This is a genomic window from Bradyrhizobium sp. CCBAU 45384 (genome assembly GCF_028128665.1).
GTDB classification, from domain to species: Bacteria; Pseudomonadota; Alphaproteobacteria; order Rhizobiales; family Xanthobacteraceae; genus Bradyrhizobium; species Bradyrhizobium manausense.
This window is the reverse complement of the sequence record NZ_LBIZ01000109.1, coordinates 175,126-202,102: the sequence shown is the minus strand read 5'-3', so window position 1 is coordinate 202,102 and position 26,977 is coordinate 175,126. Positions and strand designations below refer to the sequence as shown.

Here is a 26,977-nt window from a genome sequence, read left to right as displayed (position 1 = left end):
CGGCTCACCGCCGCGACACAACCAGCTCACTAGATCCCCAGTCGAGCCATCTGAGCTGAAGCGTGCTCCGGATCGGGAAGGGGCTGCCACGGCAGGCCAGCGGCGGTGCTCAACAAGGACTTACAGAACGCAGGAGTGAGCTTGCCGCGATGGATGACGACGTTCTCGTGCCCCTCGGCGGCGCGAGCGTTCTGCCAGTGCTGATTGTGGCCGCGCTGCTCGTCGGACTTCACGTGGCAAGCGGCGAATTCACGATCGTTCAGGGTTGCCAATTGCCAGGCTTGTACCGGCCGCTTGGTATGGATGTGCACCCACATCGGCCTTGGCGTTGCACCACTGCTCAGCGCCATGGGCTGCAGCTTGATTTCGAACAGCGTCCCTGGCTCTCCCTTCAAGGCGCGAGGTGGATCCACTGACGCCAGTTCCCCCGCTTCCCGTAACTGTACAAGGTATTTCTGCGACGGAAATGCATATGTCTTCCTGCAATCGCTGGTGATTGCTGCCTTTCGCGCGTTCAATGAGTTTGCCTGCCCCTGAACCTCGGACCACATCCTTTGCAGCCGGGCTCTCTTTTCGTGAACTTCGGGCAGTTGCGCAGCCGTGAGCAGGCCCCCTCGGCGAGGCTCCTCCAGCGCGGCTACACAGGCCTCAATCTCGGCAGACTGCGTCTGCAAGCGCTTGATCACGCGATCCAAGACGTATTCGGCGTCCTCCGGCTTCATATGACGCGCTTGCGAGGCGGCGCTTTGCTGAGCCGGCAGATCGAACTGCAACAGCTCGTCCAATCGTTCAAGCAATCGCGGCAGTGCTTTGATAGAGGGTGGAGCCTGCCACATCTGGAGGTGATCGGTCGCAGAGGATGACGCGGCTGCCTCCTCCGCCGTGGCGAGTTTCTTTGTACCGAGATCCGAGAGCACTATGATCTTGCCCGTGGGGGCCGTAGCGGCATCGGGCCTGGCGAGTTGCGGCGCCGGTGGGCTGGCCGTCGAACTCCCCTCGCCTGCGGCTGCCGCGCGCCTTGCTTTGCCCTTTCTGCCTACTGGAGTGCCTCCACCCACCGGGGCAGTGTTTTCTGTCAGCGCAGCCCAAGCCGGCGGCTCAATCGTCACTTCCGTCTTTGGCTGCAATGCGAGCAGCCGCATGACCTCGTTGGCCGTCACCCACGCACCGTCCAAGATCTCGCCCAGTAACTGCAAAGGAAGGTCGGCCTCCGTTCCAGCCTCCCTCAGGGGGTCAAGCATGCCCCTCAGTTGGGAAGCAAACTCCGAAAGCCGCTCCATAACTCCTTCCAGAACGGCGTGGTGCTCGGCATCGAGCACCGCTCCTCCGAGAACGGCGTCGGCCGTCGAAACAAATGCCGGAAAAACATCTCTAATAAAGGTCCCGAGCAGACGTACCCGCCCGTTCTCGTCCGTGAGGGCGGCTCGCACGTCTGGTGCTAACGTGCTCGCTCGCGACTCAATCAAGAGCTGCGCGAGAGCGATCCGCGATTGCAGATACATGCACCTGGTATTGAGCGCCCAGCCCGTATTGAGCCTGAGTTGGGCCTCTTCGGCCTTGCGCATCTCGGGCGTGCTGCTTGGCAAGTGGGCAGTCGCCGCACAGACTGACTGCATCCGCTCGAAGCGCAACGCCTTCTTTCCCCACGAGTCCATGCAGGCAGCATACTGGTTCGCGACGCCCGCAATGACGCGGGTCAGCTGTTCGGGCGGAGCGGTGTCTTTGATCTTGTCGAGCAGGGCTTCTGCTTGCCTTCTCCTGTTCTCAAGTGGGTACAGAATCTGGGTGGCCACTTCGTTACATTGGTTGCCCGCATCCAGCGTGTCGTCGCGGAGCCGGCGAGCCTGATCGTCGGGCAGGATACGACGGGCCAAATTCGGAGGCAGATTCGCGTAATATTCAAGAGCTGTTGAGCCTGCTTCGACGACTTGATCGATCAGCTCTTGCGCCTGTTGCAAGTTGCAGGGTTGCATAGCCGCTCGACGGCAAGTTTCAAACTTTTCAAGCAGGCCATCGATGTTTCGCTTTGCTGCATTGATCTCGTGGCGCCTCGGCGCCGCCAATTCTGAAGCCGCTGTTCTGCCTTGCCCAGAGCGCATCCGCTCCAGGACGGCATCGAAGGATGGACCACGTTCCCCAGGGAAGAGACCACGCTCCAGGCTCGAACGGCTCAATTCCCCCGTGTTGTCGGCTCCCGCCGCCTCACCCGGTGAGGGATCAGCTCGGCCAATACCTTTCATACTTCATCTCCGAACAGTCGAGAGTGCACAGCCTGTCTGGATAGGCCGCCTTGCTGACGACCAGCTGACCAAGAGCATTCAACCGGATGCACAAGAAAGAAGATCTCGCCTTGAGTTCCACTTTGATCGCAGCCCCTCGCGTTGCTGAACTAGCCGCATCAGTGCCGTGTGATCAGCTGAGACGTGACCGGGGCCCGAGCTGCCCCGCCCGCCAGATAATCCCGCTCCAATGCGGTGCCTCTGTGCGCGCAAACTGGGACAAGCCAACTCCAAAGGCCTTCTGGACGGCAATTTTGGCCAAGCAGAAATGGCCAGCGTATGTCGATCGCAGAACTGCGCTGGCAACACGCGTCCCGCTATCCAGCATATAGACTTCGACGAAGAGCTTACCAACTCACCAGCCATACACGGCTATGGCGAGACGCCTGAGGCTATCAGCAACAACATTCTCACCGTCCGAACTGAGCAGACTCGACGTTGCGCATCATTCAACTACATCTCGCCAAACCTGGGCCGCGCCTAGGCCGGTTAAATTACCCTCATAGAAATATGACAGCAAGCGTACTGAGCACACCGAGCGTCACCCTGATCAGCGAACCGCCTGACGGCACGACTCTGAAGAGCAGAAAGATGAGTATGGGCTCCACTACCAGAATAGCTCCCTGTTTCGGGGCAATGATCCAGATGTTCTTCAGATGCACGTCGCCCAGCGTTTATCGGAAAATGAGGAAGAGGTCACCGAAGGATATCAGGAGAAACATGTCGCTTGTCACAGGCCCTCCAAACATCTCTCCGGTTCATGAGTAGCTGGCCACAGCAATTGTTTCGGTCCATCGGGCGATCTGCGCAGCTTGAACAGGATAGTTCAAAATCAATGCAGCCCGACCGCGCGCGGTCCGAACGGGCGCGATCAGGGCCTAGGCTATGATCCGCACGGGCAGAGCGGAATAGCCGTGCACGAAGTTGGACGCAATTCGCTCGGGTTCGCCGACCACCTTGACCTCTAATCTCGCGTCCAAAATCTCTTCCCAGAGGACTCTCAACTGCAGTTCCGCAAGATGTCGACCAAGACAGCGATGGATTCCGAATCCGAACGAAAGGTGCTGCCGCACATTCTTCCGGTCGATCACGAAACTGTTGGCGTTCTCAATGACCTCTTCGTCTCTATTGCCGGAGATGTACCACATGATGACCTTGTCGCCTTTCCTGATCTGTTTGCCCCCAACGATACTGTCGATCGCAGCAGTGCGACGCATATGTGCGATCGGCGTCTGGTATCGGATGATCTCGGACACGGCGCTCGAGACCAGCTTGGGACTGTCAATTAGTTTTCGCAGTTCGGATGGGTACTGGCTCATGAACTGGAGGCCGCCGGTAATCGAGTTGCGCGTCGTATCATTGCCGCCAACGATCAGCAAAATCAGGTTTCCGAGAAACTCACTTGGCTCCATATGGCGTGTGGCGGGCGAATGCGCCATCAACGAAATCAGGTCGAGGCGCGGCTCGGCATCGATCCGCTCGTTCCAAAGCCCGGTGAAATAGTCCAGGCACTCGGACAAGATGGTGCTTCGCTTGTCCCAGCTGTCGATTGCATGGCCTGCTTTGGGAGCGGCAACAGCTACGTCTGACCAATAGGTCAGGAGATGCCGATCCTCGAATGGGAAGTCGAACAGCGTGGCGAGTGTTTGCGTCGTCAACTCTATGGAGACCTCGTTCACCCAATTGAAGTCTTCACTGCGCGGCAGGCCATCGAGAATCGACCTAACACGAGAGCGGATCAGGGTCTCGAGCTTCGTCAGGCTTTCCGGTCCGACAATCGGGCTCACGCTATTGCGCTGCTCGGTGTGCTTGGGCGGCCCCATCTTGATGAAACTCTGGGTCCAGTGCTCACCAGGCACGTCGACAATAGTGACACCTTGCTCTGACGAGAACGCGTGGTGGTTTGTGTCTACCGCTACGATATCCCGGTATTTCGTTACGGACCAATATGGACCAGAAGCGCTGTCCTGACAGTAGTGAACGGGATCTTCCTTCCGCAACCGCTCGAAGCAAGCCCATATGCTGTCGTCCTGAAAGCGCTTGCTCTCACTTACGTCCAGCTTGTTGAGTGGGATAGCACACGAATCGTCAGCTCTATAATCTTTGAATCGCCTTGTCATGATCATCTCTGCAGATTCTGCTCTCGAGAGCTTACGGCCTAGCAGCGCCATCCAGGGCTTCGAGCTGCCGCTACGCTTGGCTGCGACGGGCCGCTCGATCAGACTACCTCACAGTGCAGGTAGCCTAGCCCTACCATGTCGGGCAGTAAGGATCGCATTGACTTTCCGACTCGATCCACTCAATCAATCGCTGAGGGCTGTCACCACGGCCTGAACGAGGTCTGTGCTCTTCGCGTATCCTCGGTGAGGACGACGCAATCGGTGGTGCCGGCGATCTCGGGCAGCAGTGCATCTGTCAGGGTGATCATCGTGGTCGATGTGCCCCCGGCGACCAGGATGTTCTTGCGGGCAGCGACGGCTTCGCAGAGCACGCCCGCTGAACCCAAGGTCATGATGCGCTGCCGCGTAGTCATCCAGGTGAAGACTGTAACGGCGGGCTTGTGGATCGCAAGGGCCGCGCCGCAACGACGGGCGCAGAAGCGCCTGGAACGTCTCCCCCGTGTTAGGAAGCTTGGCGGAGACGCCGCGGCTTTTTCGCATCCGCCCCCCCCGCGCCGACATGGTTCGCAACCAGGCGCACAATCCGTTCGCCGTCGGCGGCGGACATCGTGGTCCGCTATCCTCCGGATTGCCAGACAGCCGGCCGATCAAGAGCCGACTGTCGCGGTGGAGCCTTCCCTCGACCCTCGCGCGGTCTTCGAGGAAGGCGCGATCGCGGGACCGAGCAGGATGTGCATCATGTGCGGGCCACGCGAGAAGGCTTCCCAGCGCCCCCCACGATCGTCCACCGAACCCCAATCGCTGCAAGCGATCAGCAACGGGGATAGAAAAAGGCAGGAATGATCAACAAGTATTCCTCCTTCGTATGCTGTAAGATCGAACAGCGAAAAAATACTTGCTGCTTTGGCAGCGCGCTGCTCGAGGTGGGCAATATACTCGTCAGGCCGCTTCACGCGACGCTCGCTGTCGTCTGTTCGTCCATCGCAACAAATTGGGCTGCCGCACTCCCTTGACCGCTCTCAGATTCAGAATTGACCAAAAGGCGATACGGCCCCTCGGTCGGGCTTGGAGACAGCGGAGGATCGAGGTATCTTCTTGCTAGCATCCGCCGCACGGGACTGAGATTTCAGAGCGCCTGCGCTATTGTTGGAGCCGAAATGACCGAACTCGGAATAGCAATTTGGTCCAAGTCAGGACGGTGGTCACTCACCTTCGATCTTCCGAAAATCGACCGATTTAAGGCCGCGCACGGCTCGGAGGTTTTCGTAAAGGAAGGCTGCAATTATGTCGAGCGTCGATGCAGCGAACTCGGAATCACTGACGATCTCTGGCTTTGGTTAGAGGCGGTTAGAGCGAACAGATGAGCGGATAGTGTCGCTCGTTGTTAACCTCAATTCCTGTGAACGGTGCGGTTCAACGCCAGGTCTGATGGGTGCAATGGCCCAAACTGTTGATCCAAAAGATACTTGTGCGACCACAGATCAGCCGTTCCAAGATTTCCATAGCGCGAGCCGAGCCGGTATGACCCGGCTCGGCGGCTTTCTGATTAGCCTACGCTAGAAGAATATGGAGGTCGACGCCGAGAAATTCAGGGCATGCCCTGTTTGCGGTGTGTAGGTGATCGTCGTCGGATTGTTGATGTAAGTCAGGCCGAGATTGAGATACACGCCGGGGCCCAGGTGCGCGGTATATGTTCCTGATATCGCCTTGCTATCGTTGTGGGCGAGATTTTTTGCGGCCAATGCGTTCTGCACGGCGAAATTGCTCCAAACCGTATCTGTGGCGACTATTGAGATCTGATCAGTGGGACGACTGTCGAACAGGCCCTTGGCATAAAGGCGAACCTCATAGTACTGCGTGACCTTGTTCTGGTCAGGCGGCGCGCCCATGACCGAAAACCCGCCATAGATGCCGCGGGATGCCGCACCCTGAGGGGCGATTTGCGAGAACTGCCGGTCGGCGGCGACATAATAGAAAGTGTTCTCGTCACCTCTCGGGTTCTTTGGAAATGGGATGTTCGTGTAGTGGCTGGTATTGTAACCAATGCCCGCGCGGAGCCAGGTATCAAACACACCCGGAGCTGCCTTGGTCTGATAACCCGTCTCGTCAAGGGCGAGAACACCGGTATTGGGTGTGCGCCAGTACAAGCCTTCAGGATTTTGATTGACTTCTGTCGCAACACCATCCGGGCTGATAGAGCGCTGCACCGAAAGCTTGGAGTAGAAGTTTCTGTCGAAATTATATCGAAGGTTGACCGCTGGCGTGGGTGTTGCGTTGCTGCTCATTCCGCCCTGGTACAGCACGTTAGACGAAGGTCCAAAGATGCTTGCGCCTGCGTTGCCGCCGACCAATGTGCCAGCAAACTCATGTGAGTTTCTGAGGTAGCCGAACTTGAGCTCGAGCGCCCGGTCGAAGAAGGTTTGGTAGTAGGCCAGTGTATTGATGCCGAGCCTGTCCGGACCACCAGGCTGCCACGTCCACGATTGCTGCTCCATGCCCGCAATGATCTGGCCGTCGGGAATGCCGTATCGGGTCAGATCATAAGTGACCATCACATAGTTCACGGTGTTGAAGGTCGGATTCTGCCCGTTGTAGAGCTGATTGGCGATGGTGCTTCTGGCCGCGTTTGGTAGCACGTTTTGCACATAACTGTTCACGGTCCAGGCAACGTAGCCGACACCGACATCGGCCAAGGCCGATCGCAAACCAGTCTTATCCTGGTCTACCGTATCTATGGGCGCCGGGATGTTGATCTCCAGACCCCTCTCACGAAGCTTGTCGAATCTGGCAAACTTGCTTGCTTCATCCTGAGCCGGTTGTGCCACGATATCGTGGCGCGCGAGCTTAGGAGCGATGGCGCCTTGGGCTAGGGCCGAGGCGCCGCGGAGGCCCTCCGCTCCTGGCCGGGGCCGCTCCTCGGGCTTTGCGGCATGGCTGTTCTTCTTGGTGAGCTTGCTCTTGAGCGCCGTATCGGGCGCGTGGCTCTTTCCGCTTGTGGTCTCGGCGTTCCCTGCCATGGCCACATTGCTGATCAAGCTGGCTGCCAATGAGATGGCAACGACGTTTCTGCCCTTGTTTGAAATCAGTATCGGCAGCCAGCGAGGTGTCTTATCTCGCTTATCGCCGTCAACATGCATAGCAATCAGTTCCGAAAAACTTCCATTCACTCGCATAACGCCCCCAAGCAGCTTTTTGAGACTTGTGATGGGCGTTCCAATCGCATTGGTACCGCAACACTGGGATGACGTTCATCGAATAACTCGATGAGAACTCGGGCCGGACGCGATCCCGCGAGGACGGTACATGCAGCCCGATCGACCGAAGAACGTGTTCTGCTCATCTTAAGAACACGTTGGCTTAAGTTCAGTCAAATCAGTGCGACGGTGCGGTCGTCACACCGCCGCGCGAGGACATAAGATCATTGACTGGTCGCAGATACTTGCATTGATCGCCAACAGCTCTTCACTCAGCCGCAACCCATATCGTGGCCCGTACGAGAACACCAAGAGGCGAACGGCGGGCGCCAATCGCGGCATAGAACTTACAAAGCTTCGTGCCATTGGGCGTGCCGGCTGCGGGACCTACGTGGATGGCGCCTAACAAGCCTGGAGCTTCGTTTCCGCGCAACTAGGCTCTTTGGCTTCGCTTAAAGACGTGGCGTCCATCGCATAATAGAGCAAATACATCGCAAAATTAGATGCGCGTCATTCAAGCGTAGCAAATCCCGCTTCTTACTGTTGGAAGACGGACGCGCCGGTGCCTAGGAAGAGATCGAGATGCAATTTCGAAAGTCTTAAGCCGAGAGATAGAGACAGCCTCTCAGGCGCGACCAACCGAAGCCCAGCTATCTGCGACCGCTAGCCCTACACAGCGCAGGCTGTTTCCTCGGCCACAGCTCTTATAAAAGCGGGTGAGGTGACGACGTGAAAAGGCGGTCTTAAGTCAGTCGGGCACCAACATCGACTGGAGATCGGGCTAGTGGGTGGCGTGCGCCACGTCCCAACAGAATTGAGCCAAGATGAACGGTACACGGCCTGAGTACGCGTGATCTTGGTCGGAAACAGGGCTCCTCAAAACCACAGGATTAAGCAATGCGGATCACGCGACGAAAATTCATCTTGTCTGGAGCTTTTGCTATTGGGTCAGTTACTTGTCCAGCCATAGTTCACGCAGCGACAACGAGACTGACGGTCAGCCATGGCGCGCCGCCCTATCTGAAGATGCTGGCCGAGCTCGGGCAGCAATTCTCCGCCAAGTATCCTGGCGTAGCGGTCGACTTTATTGCGGGGGGCGACAACTGGGATCCGCTGCTGCAAAGCACATTCCGTTCGGCTCTGGTAAATGATTTGCCGGATGCGACTTGGCAATCTTTGACCTATGCGGGCATCCTCGCCAGGCGCGGCATAGCGCAGCCGATGGATGCATTCACGGAAGATGCGAAGACTCTCGTTGGTATGGGCCTGTCGCAACCATTGATCGAAGCTACCCAAGTCAAAGGAAAGACCTATTCCTTGCCGTTCGGGACGACGATCCCGGTTGTCTACTACAACATGGGGCTCTTGAGACGGGCCGGATACAAGAAAGGCGAGCTGCCGACAACTTGGGACGAAATCATTGAGACTGGAAAGCGCGTTGCGAGCCTCGGAGAAAGCGTCAACGGCGGCTATATCGAATACATGTCCACCAATGCATGGATGTTTCAGAACATTCTCGCAACACTAGGCGGCAATATGATGAATCCGGCGCAGACCGCGATTACCTTTACTTCGGTCGAAGGACTGCAGACGCTGCAGATTCTTGCCCAGTTCGGCCTGACCAACAATGTAGACATGACGCAGGACCAGGCCCGGCAAGCCTTCAACTCCGGAATGACCGGGGTGCATATCCGAACAGCAAGCGGCATCAACTCGGTAGCGAAGGCAGCCTCGGGCAAATTCGAGCTGCAGATTGGCCAGTTGCCTGTGCCCGACCCACACGGAAAGCTTGTTGGCGCTGGGCACGGCTTCTTCATCTTTACCAAGGATGCCGAGCGCCAACGGCGGCTGTGGGATTTTATCAGTTTCGCAGCCGGCCCGGAAGGCCAAGCCATCCTCGCCAAGCACACCGGCTACCTCCCGATCAATACGATTGCTCTCAAGGATCCGAAGTTTCTCGAAGCCTATCTTGCCGAGCACCCGTACCACCGCTCACTCCCTGAGCGGATGTCGATTACGGGCGATCAGTTTTCGTTTCCAAGCGACAACACTGTCAAGATCGTCGACATGATGGCGGAAGAGATGCGCAAGGTCGTTACCCAGCGCTCGGAGCCTAAGCAGGCATTGGCTGAGATGGCGGCGCAAACCAAAAAGCTCCTTTAGACCCCGGTCTCTTCATTCAGCAAGCTTGAAGGTGAAGCTCGAAAACGATGGTTCAAACGCAATGTACCAAGTCGCAGTCCGAACTCTTCCCTGGTGAAGTGCGGTCAAGCATCAATGCGACCCCGATGTTGGTCTATGGTCGACCAGGAGACCCCACCAAGCCTCTGGTCATATTTCTAACCGGGGGCGGCGTGATGGCGCGCATTGCGTACGGCCATCCCAGTGGGAACGCGAGCGATTTCCTGGACTACTGGTTGGAGCGGAAAGGCTGGGGTCTGGTGGCAGCAACCTACCCGGGCGACCATCCGGCGCTCGTAAGTCCGAAGTCTGATCTAGACCTGGAGAGCTGGGCTTCGGCGCTTGCAACTCTTGTTGCTGAGACGGTAGGCCAAGACAAGGGGCGTCCGATCATTGCCGCTGGCTGGAGCATGGGCGGCAAGCTCGCCTTTGCGCTGACCCGTGCACTGCGCCTCCAGGGACAGGAGCTTGAGTGCTTTGTTTCTCTATGTGCAACACCGCCATTCCCCCGCACTGACGATAGCTTCGGGCCGCCGGAGCGTCTTGCGCCGAACGGACTGTGGGACCTCTCGGCTGGAACGAGAGACGGCCTGACCAGAGATGAGCGGTGGTTGCAAGAGCTCGTCGCAATCGCTAAAGCCGAAGGGCACACTGTCATCGCCCCCGATATGTTCGGGCCTTTCTACCGGACGAATGTACCGCCAGGCTTGTGGGGACCTGAGCTGGCGCCCTTCTTCAATGAAGAGGTGACCAGCGATTTGCCCGGTGCGTTTCTGCAGGCGTGCAGCTTCTCTGGCGTCGACTACCCAATATGCGCGGCGATTATTCCGATGGATTCGCGAGACTATCGCCATGCACTCGCGGACGAGGCGGTCTGGGGATCCATCACTATCAAAAGCGTTCTGCACAACGTCGTTCCGAAATTGGCGCCTTCCCAGCTCTCCACGCATGATTGGTTGCGTCTACGGGATCGCGTCGTTGACCTGCCGAGGCGTCTGGCCAGGTACCTACCCGGCGGGCATTTCTTCTTCGTCGGAGCGCACGGCGCACGTGCCACCGTATCTCACCTGGAGGACCTCCACGAGGAGATACGGAGCGCTCTGGATCTGTTTGGCAGTTCCGAAATGCGGATAGGAAATACATGAAGGCAGGCGCGGATTTCGACCCGATCGAGCTCGAGATTTTCTGGAGCCGGCTGCTCTCGGTCGTCGATGAGGCAGCTGTTGCGCTCCTTAGGACGGCGTTCTCGACGGTTGTGCGGGAATCAAATGATTTCACAGTCGTTCTAATGGATGCAGATGGAGACAGTATCGCCGACACCAACATCGGAACGCCGTCCTTTGTCGGCATTCTGCCCAGAACCCTGCGCCAATGCTTGGCCCAAATACCGATTGAAGACTGGCAAGAGGGAGATTGCATCGTCACCAACGATCCCTGGATGACCGCTGGGCACCTCCTGGATCTTGCAATGCTTGCTCCCATTTTTCGTCACGGCCGACTGATTGGGTTTTCCGGATCTATGGCCCATCTGCCCGACATCGGGGGCGCGCTCTTCTCAGCAGATTGTCGCGAGGTGATTGAGGAGGGAATCCGCATTCCGCCGACCAAATTCCTGCGACGAGGCGAGGAAAATCACGACCTTGCCTCGCTTATTCGAGCTAACGTGAGGGTCCCCGAACAGGTCATCGGAGATTTCTATGCTCAGGTTGCCGCGCATGCGGTTTGCGCTCGTAAGATTTCTGACTTTTTTGAAGTGTCCGGTCTTAAAGATCTCACGGCAATATCGGCTGCGTTGCAGCATCGCGCCGACCGTGCGATGAGAGCGGCGATCGACGATCTGCCCGATGGCACTTATCGTTCAGTCCTGGTGGCAGACGGCTACGATGGGGAGGAGACCCGGATCGCTTGCGCAGTAAAGGTGTACGGTTCGGAGCTTCATGTCGACTATGCGGGGAGCTCAAAGCAGATCGCGCGTGGCTTGAACTCGGTTATGAACTTCACTTACGCGTTGTCGGTCTATCCTTTGAAGTGTGCGCTTGACCCTACAACGCCTCGTAACGAAGGATCGTACCGTTCGATCATCGTGACTGCTCCTGAGGGCAGCATTCTCAATCCAATCTACCCGGCGGCTTGCAACGCGCGGCAGCTCACCGGTCACCTGCTTGCCGGAGCGATTTACAAGTGCTTGGCCCAGGTGATTCCGGACAAGGTCATCGCTGAGTCAGGGACGGCGCCAACTCTGCGCTCGGTTTTCAGCGGCAATGATCGTTTTGGAAACCGCTTCTCGCAAGTATTGTTCGGCAGTGGCGGGATGGGAGCAAGCGCTCGTTCTGACGGTCATTCCTGTACGCCGTTCCCGACCAATACGGGTTGTGGAAGCATCGAGGCGTTTGAAGTTGCAGCTCCGTTGATCGTTTGGCGCAAGGAGCTCATCGCCGATTCTGGCGGAGCTGGCCAGTACCGCGGGGGGCTTGGTCAGGAGATCGAAGTCGAAGTCGTTGCCAACGGAGACATCCAGCTTTCCTTGATGGCTGACCGTCAGAAAAATCCGCCCGAGGGCCTGATGGGCGGACGGCGCGGCGCAGCTGTTTCGATTCGGCGGCAAGACGGATCGGAGCCGCATCCGAAATCACGCAGCGTTCTATCGCCAGGACAGCGATTGATCTTGCGCTATGCCGGAGCTGGTGGCTTTGGAGATCCTTCGAAGCGCGCCCATGACGAGATGCTGCGCGACCTGAAGGACGGTTATGTAACGATTGCCGGTTTAGAGCGGGACTATGGCGTACGGCTTGAGGAGATTGCAGGTGAATCAGCGGTCAGGAGATAACGTTAGGATAGGCGTCGATGTCGGAGGGACGTTTACAGATTTGGTACTCGTCGACCCGCAGACCGGGACGATCTTTCTTGGTAAGCAGCTTACGACACACGTGGACCCAAGCCGTGCGATCCTGGAAGGACTGGAGCGACTTTTGGACCAGTCCCACCGCGCAATAGAACACGTTGGTCACCTCGTTCACGGAACGACCCTGGTCACAAACACCATCATCGAACGACGGGGCGCAAAGATCGGACTTTTGACGACGCGAGGGTTCCGCGATTTCCTAGAACTTGGCAAGGAGATCCGCCACGACAGGCACGATCTATTCTTGCGGCGGCCCGAACCGCTGGTGCCTCGGCGTTTACGGCTGGAGGCAAGTGAACGAATCAATGCTACGGGTGAGGTCATCTCGGAGCTCGTGGAAGCCGATGTCCGAGCCGCAGCCCAGCAGTTCAAGGCCGACTCTGTCGAAGCGATCGCAGTCTGCTTCCTGCATAGCTATGCCAACGGGGCTCACGAGCGGCGCGCAAAGCAGATTCTGGCGTCGGAATTGCCAGGCGTGCCCATAACTGTCTCCCACGGTATTGCGCCAGAGATCCGCGAGTACGAGCGCGGCAATACGGCGTGCGCCAACGCATATGTACAGCCGATGATGAATCGCTACGTGAGGCGGCTTGAGGGCGGTCTTCGTAAGAGAGGCTTTTTCGGCTCGCTCTCGTTGATGTTGTCCGGTGGAGGTCTCACAGGACTGGAAGCTGCCGAGTCGGAGCCAATTCAGCTGATCGAATCGGGTCCGGCTGCCGGGGCGACCGCGGCCGCCTTCTACAGCAGGATCACTCAGATCCCCGATCTGATCTCCTTCGATATGGGCGGCACGACCGCCAAAATGTGTTTGATCGAGTGTGGCCAACCTGAGCGTTCGAACGAATTTGAGACAGCCAGAGTCAGCCGTTTTCAGAAGGGATCGGGGCTGCCCTTGAAAATTCCGGTTATCGACCTCATCGAGATCGGCGCCGGCGGCGGGTCGATTGCGCGGGTCGACCAAATGGGTCTGCTCAAGGTCGGCCCTGAGAGCGCGGGATCCGAGCCGGGACCGGTTTGCTACGGTCGGGGAGGCAGCCTCCCAACGGTGACAGACGCTGATCTTGTTCTCGGTTATCTATCACCGGATTATTTTCTCGGGGGCGAGATGACGCTCGACATGGCCGCGGTAGAGCGAGCGCTTACTAAGCACATCGCCGAACCGCTCGGACTTGAAGTCGTTGAGGCCGCGGTTGGGATCCGCAGGATTGTTGATGAAAAAATGGCGGCCGCCATGCGCATTTATATTGCGGAGAAAGGGCGCGATCCTCGCCAATACGCGCTTCTTGCGTTCGGCGGAGCAGGTCCGGTCCATGCACATTCGCTGGCTCGCCTGTTGGGGATCAAGCGTCTGGTCGTTCCACTCGGCGCAGGGGTCATGTCTGCGCTAGGCTTTCTCGTGGCCGCACCGGCGATCACTTTGTCACGCAGCTACAGCGCACGTGTTTTAGCTTTGGATTGGCCGCGCGTTAACGGCTTGCTGGAGGCTATGGAGCAGGAGGCAAGCGCGTTTCTCACAGGCAGTGGCATTGCGCCTCATTGCGTTAGCTTTCGGCGGAGCGTGGACATGCGCTATCTCGGACAGGGTTTCGAGGTCCCGGTCGACGTTCCCAACGGTATCCTGGACGCAGCAACCGCAGATTCGCTCATCGGCCGGTTCAGAAAGGCCTACGAGCTTCGGTTTGGACGGAGCGTCGTTGGCGTACCGATCGAAGCGCTGACTTGGCGCCTTGAGGCGGTCGGTCCGGCCCCCGAGGTGAGCTTGCGCTTCGCGGGCCCCGAGCGCCATGTAGGCGAACTGCGAAAAGCATCCAGACAGGTCTATTTCGGCGAGCACGGATTTTTGGCGGCTGATGTCCTCGACCGTTATCGCCTACGCCCGGGAATGAAGTTTGAGGGGCCTGCGGTCGTCGAAGAGCGCGAGTCCACCACGGTCATCGGACCTGGCTGTAAAGTGGAGGTCGATCCCTCGCTCAGTCTCATCATCGATATTGCGGAAGGTTCGGCGCAAACCAGCCCTCTCAGCCGAGGCGTCAGGCTGGAGGCAGTCAAATCAGAGGAGCTGTCACGCGCCTAAAGCGGGAGGCCTCCGTGCTCGGCCTTGGCGTCATGTTGCCTCCCACCGAGCCGATCCATTTAGGCCATTCAGGAGCGTCCTGAAACCCGGGGGCAACGACTGCTCGGGTCGAAAAAACGGCCCCGCCACAACGAACCGGCGGTCATGCCGATGTGTCCCTGCGATCGATCCTGGCCAGTCTGCAACAAACGGCGTGATACGGCAAAGGCAATGTAGGAAGTTTGCGAGTTAGATTGCCGCACGCCTCAACCTGAGGCCATTTCGAAAAATTAGAGATTTTCCTCAAGATGAAACCCAGCCACCGACAAGGTAGCTGGCCTCGCCAACATGCGCGCGCTTGAGCAATTGTCGATAAGATCCGAGATGCGCTTCGAAGGCCTCCTCGCGAGTGATGCCGCAGCCATGAGACGGCTCGAGCAGTTCACGTAGCACCCTGCCTGTCATAGTCGCAGGTCTGTCTAGCCCAAGCAGATGTAGGACGGTGGGCGCCACATCGCAAATTCCGGAAGGCAGGGAGGACGAGGTCCCGGCTGCGGGAAATGCGGTGCCTGCCGCGAGACCGAGTGCGGCAAGTTCCTTTGGATGAAGACCGCCATGCAGGCCGAGGCCGGTCCTCCGATCGTTGTCATAGAATGTGCCTCCAACAAGACCGAATTCGTCGATGCTGTCGTCGGTCCGGAAGGAAAACGCAACGTCCGGGGCGCGAGGATGATCTGCAAAGACGAGGTGCCTTGACAAGCTTCCCGGCGCAATCCCGTGGATCGCATCTCTGGCACGCGTGAAGACCGAGCCACACCATGGCTCGGTCGTAATAGTTGCAACCAGGCTCTTCAGTTTCGCCTCATCAGGCTCACCGAGATAGAGTGCACCGACTTGTCCTGGCACGACGACCACATCAACGCCCGTAGCCGGCGCTACTCCTGGGCTGAAGCCAGCCTGACGCAGGCCGTCAGCAATAGAGACCCGCGTATGACCGGTGATATGACCATGATCGGATATAGCAAAAATCTGTACGCCGGCTGCCCTGCCCTCGGCGTCCCACCAATCGAGCACGCGGCCGAACTGCCGATCGCAATGTGCGATGATCGATTTGGTCTCTCCCGCACCCGTGCCGTGGAAATGAGACGTTACGTCGGGTTCTCCAAACGAGAGAATCGTGACGTCGGGTCGACACCTGGGCCATATGAAATGCAAGAAAGCGGAAGTAATCCAATCCTGGCCAGCGCGGTCCGGCTCCGTCTTTGGAAGCGCTGGGGGCAATGGACCGAGCTGCGCCTCGATGTCGGCAAGAACGTTCTCAGGCGTACAGGCCTCTTTGAAGTGGCCGGACAGACGTATATGCCCGAAGTCCTCAGCCTTGTGGTGAAAGAGCCGTGTCGTACCTGCCGTATTGGTGGAGAGAACGGCAAGGCTTCGACCATTTCTGGCCAGGAGCTCGCCGAGTGAGGGCGCCGAATACAAATTGCCGCCGCTCTCTAGATCGAGTTGGCGCAGGAGGACTGCATCGGAGGTATCGATATAGCGAAATGGAGAGCGCGCACGATCGACATATTTGTTGCCAACCATTCCGTGTCGGTCCGGTGTTGCGCCGGTGACGAGGCTTGGGAAAGCAGAACGGGTTTCGCTTGGATAGACGGTGCGGTGGTTTGCGAGTGTCACACCCCTCCCTTTCAGTCGCCACAGATTGGGGGTCAGCTCCGCGCTGACCAGGTCCGGGCGGAGCCCGTCGAAGCTGACGACGAGAATTCGAGGCGATTCAAACATCCGCAATTCCGTTCCGTGAGGGCTTTACGCTTCGAGTCGATAGCGCTTGCAGGTTTGCGCGTGCTGATTGGGGTTGTTTGCAGACTCAGTGTCGCCTAACACATCCGTCTGAATCTAAGCTGATCCACTCTCCTGGGGCCAAGACGAGCGAGTCTGGGACGCGCTCACCTCGAGCTCTCGCATCCGAGAGGCATCGTTCGAATTGGTGGACCAGCGGGTCGTCTTGGTCGGTGTAGTGGCAGGGCAAGACCGTCTTCAAACCAAGCCATTGTGCTGCCAGGACGCCTTCCCGCGGTGAAAGGTCGGTCGTGAGTTTGCGACCGGGCCTCTCATCTGCAATACCGGTTGGATTGGCTATCCCGAGAGAACCGATGGTCGGCTTGTAGAGCTCACCCTGCAGGCGCATGTCGGAGAACAACGACGTATCGCCGGGATGATACCAGCGTATGCCGTCTCCGAGTTCGATAATGAAGGCGAGTGGAATACCCGAGACAAAAGATCCGTCCGGCATGCTCACGCCTGAGCAATGGCGGCATTCCAGCGTTTGGATCTCAAGGCCAGCGATCTCCAGACGCATGCCCCAGGCGGTCGGCCGAATTTGAGATGCAGGGACGTTCATGGTCCTGAGGTAAGCCTGGACTTCGTTGCCGCACAGGACGGATGCGCCGGTAAGTTTTGCGATGGCGGGGGTGTCGCCCAAGTGGTCGCGAGCCGCATGCGTCACTATGATCAGGTCAACACGCTCGAAGTCTTTCACCTCGATCGAACACGCCGGGTTGCCCGTAAAGAACGGGTCGAGCAAAATGCGCTTGCCGTCAGCTGACACGATTTCATAAGCGGCGACACCATGAAATCGAACCATGTAGAGTGATTTAGTCATGGCGATTGCTTTTGGTAGACGGGAACGGGAGATGTTGTTGCGGATTGGCGAGCTGACGAAGGGTTATCCAGACAACGAGGCTCACCAATGCTCGATTGCTGCGCTCGCTGACCCAGGGGCAACGGCCGCCGGAGTGCCAGTCTCTTTCAGCCGGCATCTCATTTCGGGAGCAACTGTTGGACTGATTTAGTCATCTCCTCCAGAGCCTCTTCCGGGGACCGGCGAAGTGTCACGACCTCCTGGAGCAGCACGCGAATTCGATCCGTGATCCTGAGCGAATTGTCTCCTGGGAACGAATACCATCCCCCGGCCTTCGTTGAGGCCCGTATTGAGGCTATCCGTGCATCTTGAGGCGGTATCGATGCTTCGAGGTCGGCAGTTGCCTTCCGGTTACCCGGCACATAACTCGTTACATCTGAGACCAGGTGCTGGACAGGCATGCTCTCCATGAATTTCATGAAAGTCCAGGCTGCCTTCTGTTGGTCGGGGTTGCGAGCGAGCATCATGATACAGCCGCCGCCCGCCGGCACGCGGCCATTGTCTGTGATCGGAATCGGCGTCGTGCGCAGATCGAACTTGGCCTGTTTGAGCTGCGTCTTCAGAAATCCGCTCGAGGTCACGAGCATTCCCACCGTTCCGGCTGAGAATGCCTGATAAGCTTGTTCACGTGGCATATCTATTTGGCCAGCCTTGCCGAAATCGCGTACAATTTCGAGGGCGCGCAAGCCTTCCTGTCCGTTGAAGGTGATCGTGCGATCGTCGGCGGACATCATCCGTCCACCTTGGGATTCGATCAGGGCCATGAAGGTCCAGTTGCCGGCCGCGGCGTAATCGAAGTAGCCGCCGATCCGGTTATTCCCGAGAGCAGTGATCTTGGCAGCGAGAGCCGTGATCTCTGGCCAGGTATTTGGCAAGTGGTCAGGGTCGCCGCCTGCCTTGTGGACGAGATCGGCGTTGTAATAGAGGATCGGCACAGAGACGATGTATGGCAGTCCGTAAGGTGTATCGCCGCTGCGGCAGAGCTCGTTAGAAATGGCTTCGTAGCTGGTATCGGCCCAGGCTTTATCCTGGTTAAGGAACGGCGTGAGCGGAATTGCCAAACCTCTGCGGATCGTCAGTTCAGAACGGTTATAGCCCTGAAAAATAACGTCAGGTACTGTGCCGACCACGTTGTCTCGCAGCAGGCGCTGGGTAAGATCGTCATAATCGCTGGCAGCCGGACGCACCTTCAGGTCGATGCTCGGATTGTCGGCCTTGAAGGTCTCGATAGATTGGGCTGGTATCAGGGAACCCAATGTTAGAACGTCCACATTAGTGGCGTGGGCTTGGCCGATGAGAGCGGCGTCCAAACAGATGAGCAAGAGAATTGATTTTTTGATCATCATCGGAGGTTCAGATCTCAACCTTGTGCACCAGGTTTGCAGGAAAGCAAGGCTGTAGCTATCGGGCGTCGCCTTCAAATCCTGGCGGCGGGCAACGCCGCCAGAAATCGTGCGGCACTCCCAATAGCGGCATCGGCGCGCGGAATGAGGCGGGCGCGATTGGCAAAGCCGTGGATCAGGCCTTCGTAGCGCTGTAGATCAACTGAGACCCCTGCTGCTTGGAGCCGCTCGGCCATTTCGAGCTGCTCATCCCGAAGAACATCGAGCTCGGCGATACCCATCCAGACGGGTGGCAATCGCTTGAGGTCGGCGTGTAGGGGGGCAAGGTAGGGATCGAAAGGAGAAATGCCTTTTGGTACGAGAGCCCGGACATAATGCTCCATGCGAGCCTTGGACATGCCGAATTGTCCGCTTCCGAACAGTCGATAACTGGGCCTTTCGGCGTTCATGATGTCATAGACGCCGTAAAAGAGTGCCATGCCGACCGGAAGCTCCTTCCCTTCGTCGCGGCGCCGGAGCGTCGATGTCAAGGCAAGCGCTGCACCTGCCGATCCTCCACAAACGGAGATGCGGCTTCGATCCAGCCCATGGTCTTCGGCCAGGGTGAATACCTGATCAAGCGCTGAGACCATATCTTCCAGCGCCGCCGGATAGGGGTGTTCTGGAGCGAGGCTGTATTCAGTCGAGATAACGGCGAGATCGCCCTGGGCAACCATCCTCCGGCAGATACAATCGCAATGGTCGAGCGAGCCCCGAACGAAACCGCCCCCGTGCATGAACAGCGTTAGTGGAACACGTTTCCAACCGTTCCTGTACAGGCGGGCGCGAAGCGGTCCTTGTGGGCCGAGGATCGTCAATGGCAGGATCGTCTCGACGTCAGGAGAACCCTCATTCCAGAACGGAGCAAACCTTGTTTGCTGGTCGCGGTCCCCTTGGAAGGTGGTAGGCGCTCCGCCATCAGCTGCGACCATTTCTGCCACCTTGGCCATGGCGATCGCCATATCGGGATCTATCAAGTCGATTGAGACGGCCCGCCCGTCTTCGGTGCTCTGCGCAGACATGAGATTCTCTTTCTCGCTGGGGACGTTGGACGTCCCTCAAATTTGGGTGCTTTGAAGGCGGCTATGGAATGTGGGCATCACTTTCCAGACGACGGCACCCAATCACGTCCTAGTGCAAAAACGCAGTCGCCGCGCCCGGTTCGAGCCGGGATTCGCCGGGTGAGCACCACGCCATCAGCTTTGGCGATAACTGGTTCGGCATCCCGCCAGGGGGTACTCGTAAAGTGAATATTCCCCACGACCTGTCCTTCGCACACGGTGTCGTTGAGCCCAACGAGCGGCTCAAAGAGCCCCCGCTCTGCGGCGTCGGCATAGACATAGTCCCTGCTAGAAACACGCTTCAGCAGGCGGCACTCCGGCGGCGGCCAGTGGGGGAGAGGCCGGCTCGTAGCGCCGACATGGTGAAGCAGCCGAGCCAAACCATGCTCGGCCATCTCGATTGCGCGAGGGGCCACGCTGCCCCCGCCCCCCAGCTCGGTTGAAAGATGTTTGACCCCTTGCCGCCGGCAAGCGCCGATCAACGCGCCGTCGCCGCCTGTCGAATGCTCAATGATCATGCCGATTGGCATGCCGAAGACACGTAGACGTGTTAGCGCTTCGTTGAGATCATCTGAGCCTGTTGGGCGGGCCACCACGGCGCAAGGCAAATATTCGAAGGTGAGACTGCCTGAATGGAGATCGACGACATATTCGACGCGAGGCAGGAGTTCACTTTCGATATAATGCGCGATCATTGAGGTCGGCCCGCCCGACGGACCTCCCGGGAAGTGCCGATTCAGATTCCCATCATCGAGCGGTGAATTGCGGCGGTCGGTTCGGACGGCGGGCGCGTTCGCACCTGGAAGTACAATCAGCCGACCGCGTACGTCTTCGCAGCGCAGTGCGCGGATCAACTTCATGAGAATGATCTGGCCCTCGTACTCATTTCCGTGATTGCCAGCCATGAGCAGCACACTCGGACCTTCTCCGTTGCGGATCGTCACAATTGGAATCGGCTCGCAATTGTAGCCCGCATCATCGCCTGAGCGATCATGCACAGCCAATGGTAGCATGAGAAAGCCAGCCTGTTTACCTGGCGCGTCGATGTCGATTGTTGTCCATATCTTGGACGACTGTTGAGTTTGCGGGCCCATGCTCTGCTCCCCTCAACTAAAGGTAAACATCTGCAATCGCAGCGAGTCCGCGCTCGAAAGCAGCGCGGTCCGGCGGGGTACCCATTCCGAACCGAACTGCGTTGGGGGGCGCATTGTCCATAGCGTAAGTACTGCTCACGCTGACCTCCACCCCGAGTGCACGCACGCCTGCGACAAACTCTATTGCAGGTCGGTTCGCAGGCAACGAGAGCCAGACGTGCAAGCAGTCCGGCCGGCTACGCATGTTCGCGCTGCCAAGCCGGTCGGCGACCAAGGTATGGCGAGCGCGCGTCTCTTCTCGAACCGCATCGATGACGACATCGACGGCGCCCATCTCGATCAGTGAGGAGACAACGCTTCCGTTCATCGGTGCGCACATCCAGTAGGTGGCACGCACGCCGGGCCAAAACCGTTCTTCTGCGGCCCGTGCAGTCGGCGCGAGAACATAGGCGACCTTCAGCGCGGCCGCCAACGATTTGGCAGTCCCAAGGATGTACCAGGAGATCTCCGGTGCGAAAGTCGACAATGGAGGTGGAACGTTTTTTGGAAGCAGGCTGTAGATGTCATCTTCGATGATTGTCACGCCATATTGGCGGCAGATCTCGGCGATCGCTTGGCGCCTCTCTATGCTCATCACTGCTGTGGTCGGATTCTGCAGTGTCGGCATGGCATAGTAGGCTGCCGGTCGTTCCGAGCGACAGACCGCCTCGAAGTGGTCCGGCAGAACGCCCTCCTCGTCCATCGCTACCGGTGAAAGCTGAAAGCCGAGCTGTCGAGCAAAGGGCAGCAGCGTCGGATAGCTGAGGGACTCAAGCGCGAGCCGACCGTTGCGGCCGACAAGGCCGGCCAGGAGCATCATGAGAATACTTTGCGTGCCGTTCGCAACCACGACCCGGTCAGCCGGGGGGACCTGCGGTAGTCGCCGACCAAGAAAACGCGCGCCAAGGCTGCGGTCGCGTTGGCTACCGCGGAACTGGTGCGCACCTATGAGTTCGTTCGGTGCGAATGCTTCCAGAACGTTTTGGACGGCAGCTTTGTAAACGGCGTCAAAAGCGTGGGGGACTTTTGGCGGTAGATTGCCGCTCATGTTGAGAAGCGCGTTCGATTTATCGGTGAGGATCATAGTTGAGCCCTTGGATTGGATGCCTAGCAAGTCTCGAGCAGGCGCATCTGGTGGGTCATGGATTCGATGCAGGCGTCAGTGTTCTCCGCCCGAGAGCTTGGCGCGGGCTGTGATTTGGCGGCTTGTTTTGGATGCTCGCCGGCGCCGCGTCAGTGGCAGGATCAACGAACTCAGCCCGACAGGAACAATCGGCGTGTGGAAGGCATTTCCGGTCTCCGCGCCTACTTTACGGCTCCGCCGGTCATTCCTTCCACAAACCACTTTTGTGCAGCCAGGAAAGCGATGACCAGGGGGAGAATGACAAGGGTTGCCGCTGCCATCAGCGGCCCGTAGTCGTTGCCGGCCTCCTCGCTCTTGAAGGCCATTATGCCGAGCGGGGGCGGCATAAGAGACTCGTCTCGCACCGCAATCAGCGGCCAGAAAAGATCGTTCCAGTGCCCGACAACCGAAAAGATGGCGAATGCAATGAGCGCGGGGAGCGCCATGGGAACCATGATCCTCCAGACGATGGCAAGTTCAGAAAGCCCGTCAAGACGGGCGGCATGAACGACATCGTCCGGAATCGTCTTGAAGAACTGGCGAAACAGGAAAATGCCGAATGGCGACACCACATACGGAAAAACAAGCGCGGCATAGGTATTGAGAATGCCGAGCTGGCTTGCCAGAACAAACAGCGGCAATGACAAGACCTGATGTGGTAGCAACAGACCAACCAGAACCATGCCAAAAAGCAGGTCGCGTCCGGGAAATCTCAGCTTGGCAAGCGCGTAGGCGCACGGCGCGCAAACCAAGATTTGCAGGAGCAAGATGAGGGCGCAGACAAGCAGGCCATTGCCCATGTAGCGCGGAAGAGGCACCTCTGTGAGTGCCTTTGTGTAATTTTCGACACCATAGAAATGAACCGGCCAGAGCGAAAAGGAAGCGCGAAAGATCTCGCCGGGCGGCTTGATTGAAAGCGAAAGCATCCACACAAAGGGGACAAGGATAAGCGCTCCGCTCATCAGCAAGGCGGCATGGCGAAGAACGCCGGTTGGCGGCGACAGCGTCGATCTGGCGAGGCTCATTGATAGTGCACTTTTCTATCCAGAACGCGCATCTGGACCAAGGTGAGCGTCACGACAATCACAAGGAACACGACGGCGACCGCGGCTCCGTAACCGGTGCGCAAATATTCGAAGCTCTCACGGTAGAGGGTGTAAAGCAGCACCTCCGAGGCGTGACCGGGGCCGCCTTGGGTCAGGACTTTCACGGTATCGAAGGTCTCAAATGCCCTCAGCGCCACCACGATCAGGACGAACATCGAGACCGGCCCAAGCATCGGCAGGGTCACAGTTCTTAGCCGGTCCAGCCACATATCGGCGCCGTCGACGGCCGCCGCATCGTACAAATCCTGCGGAATGCTTTTTAAGCCTGCAAGAAACAGAACCATGGCGTAGCCAAGGTTTTGCCATATGCCGATCATCGCTAGGACCGGCAGTGCCGTAGTCTCGTCGCGTAGCCAATTCGCCGTCGGTAAGCCAAGCGCGGCAAGCGACTGGTTGACGAGGCCGATTGTGGGGTGCAGTAGCGCCTCCCAAGCGATCGCCATCGCGGTGAGCGTCGCCATAAAGGGCAAAAAGTGAATGGCGCGATAGAAAGCGCGGCAGGTCTTTCCGCTTTCAATCAGAAGGGCAACCGCGAGGCCAAGGACCACTGTCCCCGGCACCACAATCAGAACGTAGATCAGGGTATTGAGAAGCGATGTTCTAAATCCCGCATCAGCGAAGACATCCTCAAAATTGGCCAAGCCCACGAAGGAGAACGAACGCGCGCCGAACTGCCAGTCCGTGAGCGCTATAAAGAAGACGCCGAAGACAGGCAGGAAGAACAGTCCGAGCAAGAGCAGCGCCGCCGGCGCTGCAAGCGTCCATCCTGCTGTCGTTTCAGCAAGGGCACGACGCTTCGACAGCGATGCGGACAGCGTTTGCAGAGCAGGTTGGATGCCGGCCGATGTCGTCGCCTCCGGCCTCCCTCTGATCGCGCCTGCCCCGCTCATCGAACGTTTTCCCGAATGGGTGTAACGGATGCCAGAGTCCCGGCTTCGGCTTGCCGACGCAGCCGTCGCCCATTGCGCGCAAAGAGCAGCACACGATCGGGACGAACGTCGACATGGAGGGTCTGCCCCGGCAGAACGTGAGGCGCCCGTTCGGCAAGCAATCTTGCAACGAACGGAGCATCGAGTCCGGCCAGAGCAAGGTGGACGAACAGATCAGAGCCCATATGCTCGATCATCCGCACGGAGCCTGTGAGCGTGCCATGGCCCGCATGATCGCTAAGGTGCAAGCTTTCCGGCCTGATTCCAAGGGTCAGCGGCGTGCCTGGGAGTGCATCGACCTCGGTGGCAAGCGTAGACCCTGCCACGTCGATGAGGTCTCGCTCGCGCACGATGCCATCGAGCATGTTGATCTTGGGCGAACCGATGAATTCGGCGATCCGGCGGTCATCAGGATCAGCATAGATGTCTTGGGGCGGAGCAACCTGCAGCAGCTCGCCTTCGAGCATCACCGCCACTCGATCCGACAGCGTCATGGCTTCCGCCTGGTCATGGGTCACGTAGACGAACGTGCCCCCGAGCCTCTGGTGCAATTCCTTGATCTCGGCTCGCATCTGCACCCGTAGCTTGGCATCGAGGTTGGACAGCGGCTCATCCATCAGAAACACAGCTGGATGGCGCACCATGGCTCGTCCGACGGCTACGCGCTGGCGTTGGCCGCCGGAGAGTTGGCCGGGCTTGCGAGAGAGCAGATGGCCAATGCCGAGCGACTTTGCCGTGCGGGTAACTTCTGCTTCGATTTCGGCCTCGATCTTCGCCGAACCAGGCATAAGCCGGCCGAAAAAGGGAAGCCTCTGGCCCGCCGAGAACATGCGCATCCGAAGTGGGAGCGCCATGTTGGCGGCGACCGTCATATGCGGATAGAGCGCATAGGACTGGAACACCATCGCAACATCGCGCCGCTTGGGCCGGAGACCATCGACAGCCTCTGGGCCAATCGAGAGCGAACCTGAGTCCTGTATCTCCAGCCCCGCCAAAATGCGCAGCAGCGTCGATTTTCCACAACCCGAGGGACCCAAAAGCGTCAGGAACTCGCCGTCGGCGATCGACAGGGAGACTCCTCGAAGCACTGGTGTCGCGCCAAAGCTTTTGTGGATACCGCTGATCGATACGGATGCCATAGCCGTCCCTTACACCGTCACGAACAAGCGTGCGGACCACCACCGTCGTTCGTCGGAGCTGTTTGTCTGGCTGGTCTTAGAACCCGGTATTGCTACGCTCGCATGACAATCATTCAAGATTTCGATCGGATGTTGCAAAGAAACGATCGCTATGAACGAAAAGCGTCAATTTGCCCAAATTCAATTGTGTCCGCGCAATCGGTCGATCTTTACCGCGCCGCCTTGCGCTGCCCCTCTCCACCGTCGCGTCATTCGCGGCGCATCGCGGACGCCGTTTCTCCCGCTGAGCGACGTTCTAGTTTGGCGACATGTGGCAGCTGCAGCTGCAGTCCATGGAGAGAGGGCGAACTGATCTCAATTTTCGATGGATCAAATCAAAAACGCGATTGGTCAAATTGGTTGATTGCCCAACAGCCTATAGTTGGAAGGCCGAACGTCCCTCCTGGTCTAAAAGGTCCTTCACCGTGCCCCTCCTTGCAGAACGTCTCAAAGTCATCCGCCCATCGGAAACCAAGGCAATGACGGCACGGGCCGCCGAGCTGCGTGAGGCAGGGGCGGACGTGATAACGCTCAGCGCAGGCGAGCCGGACTTCGAGACGCCGAGCGCTGTTTGCGAGGCTGGCGTTCAGGCTATCCGCCGTGGTCGCACCAAATACACGCCCGTTGCAGGTATCAAAGAGCTCCGCAAGGCGATCCGCGACAGCTTGAGCAGCGACCACGGGCTTGACTACAGCATAGACCAGATCACGGTCGGGTGTGGCGCCAAGCAGGTCGTTTTCAACGCATTGTTTGCCAGCCTCGATCCAAGCGACGAGGTCGTAATACCGACCCCTTGCTGGGTCTCCTATCCCGATATGGTCAAACTCGCCGGTGGAACGCCGCTCCTCGTAGCTTGCGGCGAATTGCACGGCTTCAAACTCCGTCCGGACGCCTTAGAGGCTGCCATCACCTCGCGCACCAAATGGCTGATGTTGAACTCCCCCTCCAATCCCACGGGAGCAGTCTACAGTCGAGACGAATTGCTTGGCTTGGCGGCAGTGCTGCGTCGCTACCCGCAAGTCCACGTCCTCTCCGATGATATCTACGAGAAGCTGACCTATGGCTGCGAATTCGCCACCATGGCCGCTGTCGCACCCGATCTTTACGAGCGCACCCTGACCGTCAACGGTGTTTCAAAAGCCGATGCGATGACCGGATGGCGCGTCGGCTATGGCGCCGGCCCTGTGGCACTGATCAAAGCCATGAATATCATTCAGGGGCAGACGTCCTCCCATACGAGTTCGATTTCGCAACATGCAGCTGTGGCAGCTCTATCGGGCGGCCGGCAACATGTGCAAGAGTTCGCGTCAGCATTTTTGAAGCGTCGTGACCTTGTTCTCCAAAAACTCAAGCAGGCCGAGGGACTTTCCTGCCGCGCGCCCGATGGTGCATTCTATGTCTTCCCCTCCTGCGCTGGTGTGATTGGAAAGCGTACGCCGGGTGGAAGGGTGATCGAGACAGACACGGACTTTGCCATGTATCTGCTCGACGCCTTTTCTGTTGCAGTGGTGCCCGGCAGCGGTTTCATGGCGTCGCCCTACATTCGCATTTCGTATGCTTCCTCGACTGAGGATCTCACCCGGGCCTGCGATCGCATTATCGCCGCTTGCGCCGCCCTGTCCTGAAAGGCTC

General features: G+C 58.4%; 19 protein-coding genes. 5 read left to right on the top strand and 14 right to left on the bottom strand.

The features are described from left to right. Positions 1 to 29: 29 nt before the first annotated feature. From XH80_RS20515 to XH80_RS20495, 5 genes are all read right to left on the bottom strand, one after another. Positions 30 to 2,240, bottom strand: coding sequence for a hypothetical protein (locus XH80_RS20515; RefSeq protein WP_271600135.1), 2,211 nt, complete (start codon positions 2,238 to 2,240; stop codon positions 30 to 32). Positions 2,241 to 3,157: 917 nt separating this feature from the next. Next, on the bottom strand, positions 3,158 to 4,405 hold the full coding sequence (locus tag XH80_RS20510; protein WP_442869161.1) for a cytochrome P450: 1,248 nt from the start codon (positions 4,403 to 4,405) through the stop codon (positions 3,158 to 3,160). 194 nt (positions 4,406 to 4,599) lie between these two features. Next, positions 4,600 to 4,791 (bottom strand): hypothetical protein, encoded by a 192-nt coding sequence (locus XH80_RS20505; protein WP_271600133.1) that lies wholly within the window; start codon positions 4,789 to 4,791, stop codon positions 4,600 to 4,602. Between the two features lie 255 nt (positions 4,792 to 5,046). After that, positions 5,047 to 5,352: a hypothetical protein gene (locus XH80_RS20500; RefSeq protein ID WP_271600132.1), complete on the bottom strand. Its 306-nt coding sequence runs from the start codon at positions 5,350 to 5,352 to the stop codon at positions 5,047 to 5,049. A 603-nt stretch (positions 5,353 to 5,955) separates the two neighbouring features. After that, complete coding sequence (locus tag XH80_RS20495) at positions 5,956 to 7,566, bottom strand: carbohydrate porin (RefSeq protein WP_271600131.1); 1,611 nt, start codon at positions 7,564 to 7,566, stop codon at positions 5,956 to 5,958. Positions 7,567 to 8,490: 924 nt separating this feature from the next. On the opposite strand from XH80_RS20495, the gene XH80_RS20490 reads away from it, so the two are divergent. From XH80_RS20490 to XH80_RS20475, 4 genes are all read left to right on the top strand, one after another. Next, positions 8,491 to 9,756 carry an extracellular solute-binding protein gene (locus XH80_RS20490; RefSeq protein ID WP_271600130.1) on the top strand — a complete coding sequence of 422 codons (1,266 nt, stop codon included), beginning with the start codon at positions 8,491 to 8,493 and terminating at the stop codon, positions 9,754 to 9,756. A gap of 194 nt (positions 9,757 to 9,950) precedes the next feature. Further along, a complete protein-coding gene (locus XH80_RS20485; protein WP_271600129.1) occupies positions 9,951 to 10,919 on the top strand; it encodes a thioesterase domain-containing protein in 969 nt (322 codons plus the stop codon). Next, positions 10,916 to 12,601 carry a hydantoinase B/oxoprolinase family protein gene (locus XH80_RS20480; protein ID WP_271600128.1) on the top strand — a complete coding sequence of 562 codons (1,686 nt, stop codon included), beginning with the start codon at positions 10,916 to 10,918 and terminating at the stop codon, positions 12,599 to 12,601. The genes XH80_RS20485 and XH80_RS20480 overlap by 4 nt, the downstream gene beginning before the upstream one ends. Next, entirely contained in the window at positions 12,552 to 14,750 is a 2,199-nt protein-coding gene (locus tag XH80_RS20475; protein ID WP_271600127.1) for a hydantoinase/oxoprolinase family protein, read from the top strand. Before XH80_RS20480 ends, XH80_RS20475 begins: the two co-directional genes overlap by 50 nt. Positions 14,751 to 15,032: 282 nt before the next feature. Here the strand turns inward: XH80_RS20475 and XH80_RS20470 are convergent, their stop codons facing one another. The 9 genes from XH80_RS20470 to XH80_RS20430 form a co-directional block, all read right to left on the bottom strand. Further along, positions 15,033 to 16,514, bottom strand: a complete 1,482-nt coding sequence (locus XH80_RS20470; RefSeq protein WP_271600126.1) for an alkaline phosphatase family protein — start codon at positions 16,512 to 16,514, stop codon at positions 15,033 to 15,035. 85 nt (positions 16,515 to 16,599) lie between these two features. Beyond that, positions 16,600 to 17,394: an MBL fold metallo-hydrolase gene (locus XH80_RS20465; protein ID WP_271600125.1), complete on the bottom strand. Its 795-nt coding sequence runs from the start codon at positions 17,392 to 17,394 to the stop codon at positions 16,600 to 16,602. Between the two features lie 158 nt (positions 17,395 to 17,552). Continuing rightward, a complete protein-coding gene (locus XH80_RS20460) occupies positions 17,553 to 18,779 on the bottom strand; it encodes an extracellular solute-binding protein (RefSeq protein ID WP_271600124.1) in 1,227 nt (408 codons plus the stop codon). Positions 18,780 to 18,850: 71 nt separating this feature from the next. Continuing rightward, on the bottom strand, positions 18,851 to 19,837 hold the full coding sequence (locus tag XH80_RS20455; RefSeq protein ID WP_271600123.1) for an alpha/beta hydrolase: 987 nt from the start codon (positions 19,835 to 19,837) through the stop codon (positions 18,851 to 18,853). 77 nt (positions 19,838 to 19,914) lie between these two features. Further along, on the bottom strand, positions 19,915 to 20,970 hold the full coding sequence (locus XH80_RS20450; protein WP_271600122.1) for a succinylglutamate desuccinylase/aspartoacylase family protein: 1,056 nt from the start codon (positions 20,968 to 20,970) through the stop codon (positions 19,915 to 19,917). A 16-nt stretch (positions 20,971 to 20,986) separates the two neighbouring features. Then, positions 20,987 to 22,093 (bottom strand): aminotransferase-like domain-containing protein, encoded by a 1,107-nt coding sequence (locus tag XH80_RS20445; RefSeq protein ID WP_271600121.1) that lies wholly within the window; start codon positions 22,091 to 22,093, stop codon positions 20,987 to 20,989. Positions 22,094 to 22,314: 221 nt separating this feature from the next. Beyond that, positions 22,315 to 23,157, bottom strand: coding sequence for a carbohydrate ABC transporter permease (locus XH80_RS20440; protein ID WP_271600120.1), 843 nt, complete (start codon positions 23,155 to 23,157; stop codon positions 22,315 to 22,317). Next, positions 23,154 to 24,128, bottom strand: coding sequence for a carbohydrate ABC transporter permease (locus XH80_RS20435; protein WP_271600119.1), 975 nt, complete (start codon positions 24,126 to 24,128; stop codon positions 23,154 to 23,156). The genes XH80_RS20440 and XH80_RS20435 overlap by 4 nt, the downstream gene beginning before the upstream one ends. Further along, on the bottom strand, positions 24,125 to 25,306 hold the full coding sequence (locus XH80_RS20430; protein ID WP_271600118.1) for an ABC transporter ATP-binding protein: 1,182 nt from the start codon (positions 25,304 to 25,306) through the stop codon (positions 24,125 to 24,127). Before XH80_RS20430 ends, XH80_RS20435 begins: the two co-directional genes overlap by 4 nt. Before the next feature lie 518 nt (positions 25,307 to 25,824). Here XH80_RS20430 and XH80_RS20425 point away from each other — a divergent pair. Then, positions 25,825 to 26,970 carry a pyridoxal phosphate-dependent aminotransferase gene (locus XH80_RS20425; RefSeq protein WP_442869165.1) on the top strand — a complete coding sequence of 382 codons (1,146 nt, stop codon included), beginning with the start codon at positions 25,825 to 25,827 and terminating at the stop codon, positions 26,968 to 26,970. Positions 26,971 to 26,977: the final 7 nt, after the last annotated feature.

What these genes read in the sequence shown, in the direction of transcription:
- XH80_RS20515 (WP_271600135.1), bottom strand. Translation starts at nt 2,240, where the DNA reads ATGAAAGGTATTGGCCGAGCTGATCCCTCACCGGGTGAGGCGGCGGGA.
- XH80_RS20510 (WP_442869161.1), bottom strand. Translation starts at nt 4,405, where the DNA reads ATGATCATGACAAGGCGATTCAAAGATTATAGAGCTGACGATTCGTGT.
- XH80_RS20505 (WP_271600133.1), bottom strand. Translation starts at nt 4,791, where the DNA reads ATGACCTTGGGTTCAGCGGGCGTGCTCTGCGAAGCCGTCGCTGCCCGC.
- XH80_RS20490 (WP_271600130.1), top strand. Translation starts at nt 8,491, where the DNA reads ATGCGGATCACGCGACGAAAATTCATCTTGTCTGGAGCTTTTGCTATT.
- XH80_RS20485 (WP_271600129.1), top strand. Translation starts at nt 9,951, where the DNA reads ATGGCGCGCATTGCGTACGGCCATCCCAGTGGGAACGCGAGCGATTTC.
- XH80_RS20480 (WP_271600128.1), top strand. Translation starts at nt 10,916, where the DNA reads ATGAAGGCAGGCGCGGATTTCGACCCGATCGAGCTCGAGATTTTCTGG.
- XH80_RS20475 (WP_271600127.1), top strand. Translation starts at nt 12,552, where the DNA reads ATGGCGTACGGCTTGAGGAGATTGCAGGTGAATCAGCGGTCAGGAGAT.
- XH80_RS20470 (WP_271600126.1), bottom strand. Translation starts at nt 16,514, where the DNA reads ATGTTTGAATCGCCTCGAATTCTCGTCGTCAGCTTCGACGGGCTCCGC.
- XH80_RS20465 (WP_271600125.1), bottom strand. Translation starts at nt 17,394, where the DNA reads ATGACTAAATCACTCTACATGGTTCGATTTCATGGTGTCGCCGCTTAT.
- XH80_RS20460 (WP_271600124.1), bottom strand. Translation starts at nt 18,779, where the DNA reads ATGATGATCAAAAAATCAATTCTCTTGCTCATCTGTTTGGACGCCGCT.
- XH80_RS20455 (WP_271600123.1), bottom strand. Translation starts at nt 19,837, where the DNA reads ATGTCTGCGCAGAGCACCGAAGACGGGCGGGCCGTCTCAATCGACTTG.
- XH80_RS20450 (WP_271600122.1), bottom strand. Translation starts at nt 20,970, where the DNA reads ATGGGCCCGCAAACTCAACAGTCGTCCAAGATATGGACAACAATCGAC.
- XH80_RS20445 (WP_271600121.1), bottom strand. Translation starts at nt 22,093, where the DNA reads ATGATCCTCACCGATAAATCGAACGCGCTTCTCAACATGAGCGGCAAT.
- XH80_RS20440 (WP_271600120.1), bottom strand. Translation starts at nt 23,157, where the DNA reads ATGAGCCTCGCCAGATCGACGCTGTCGCCGCCAACCGGCGTTCTTCGC.
- XH80_RS20435 (WP_271600119.1), bottom strand. Translation starts at nt 24,128, where the DNA reads ATGAGCGGGGCAGGCGCGATCAGAGGGAGGCCGGAGGCGACGACATCG.
- XH80_RS20430 (WP_271600118.1), bottom strand. Translation starts at nt 25,306, where the DNA reads ATGGCATCCGTATCGATCAGCGGTATCCACAAAAGCTTTGGCGCGACA.
- XH80_RS20425 (WP_442869165.1), top strand. Translation starts at nt 25,825, where the DNA reads ATGACGGCACGGGCCGCCGAGCTGCGTGAGGCAGGGGCGGACGTGATA.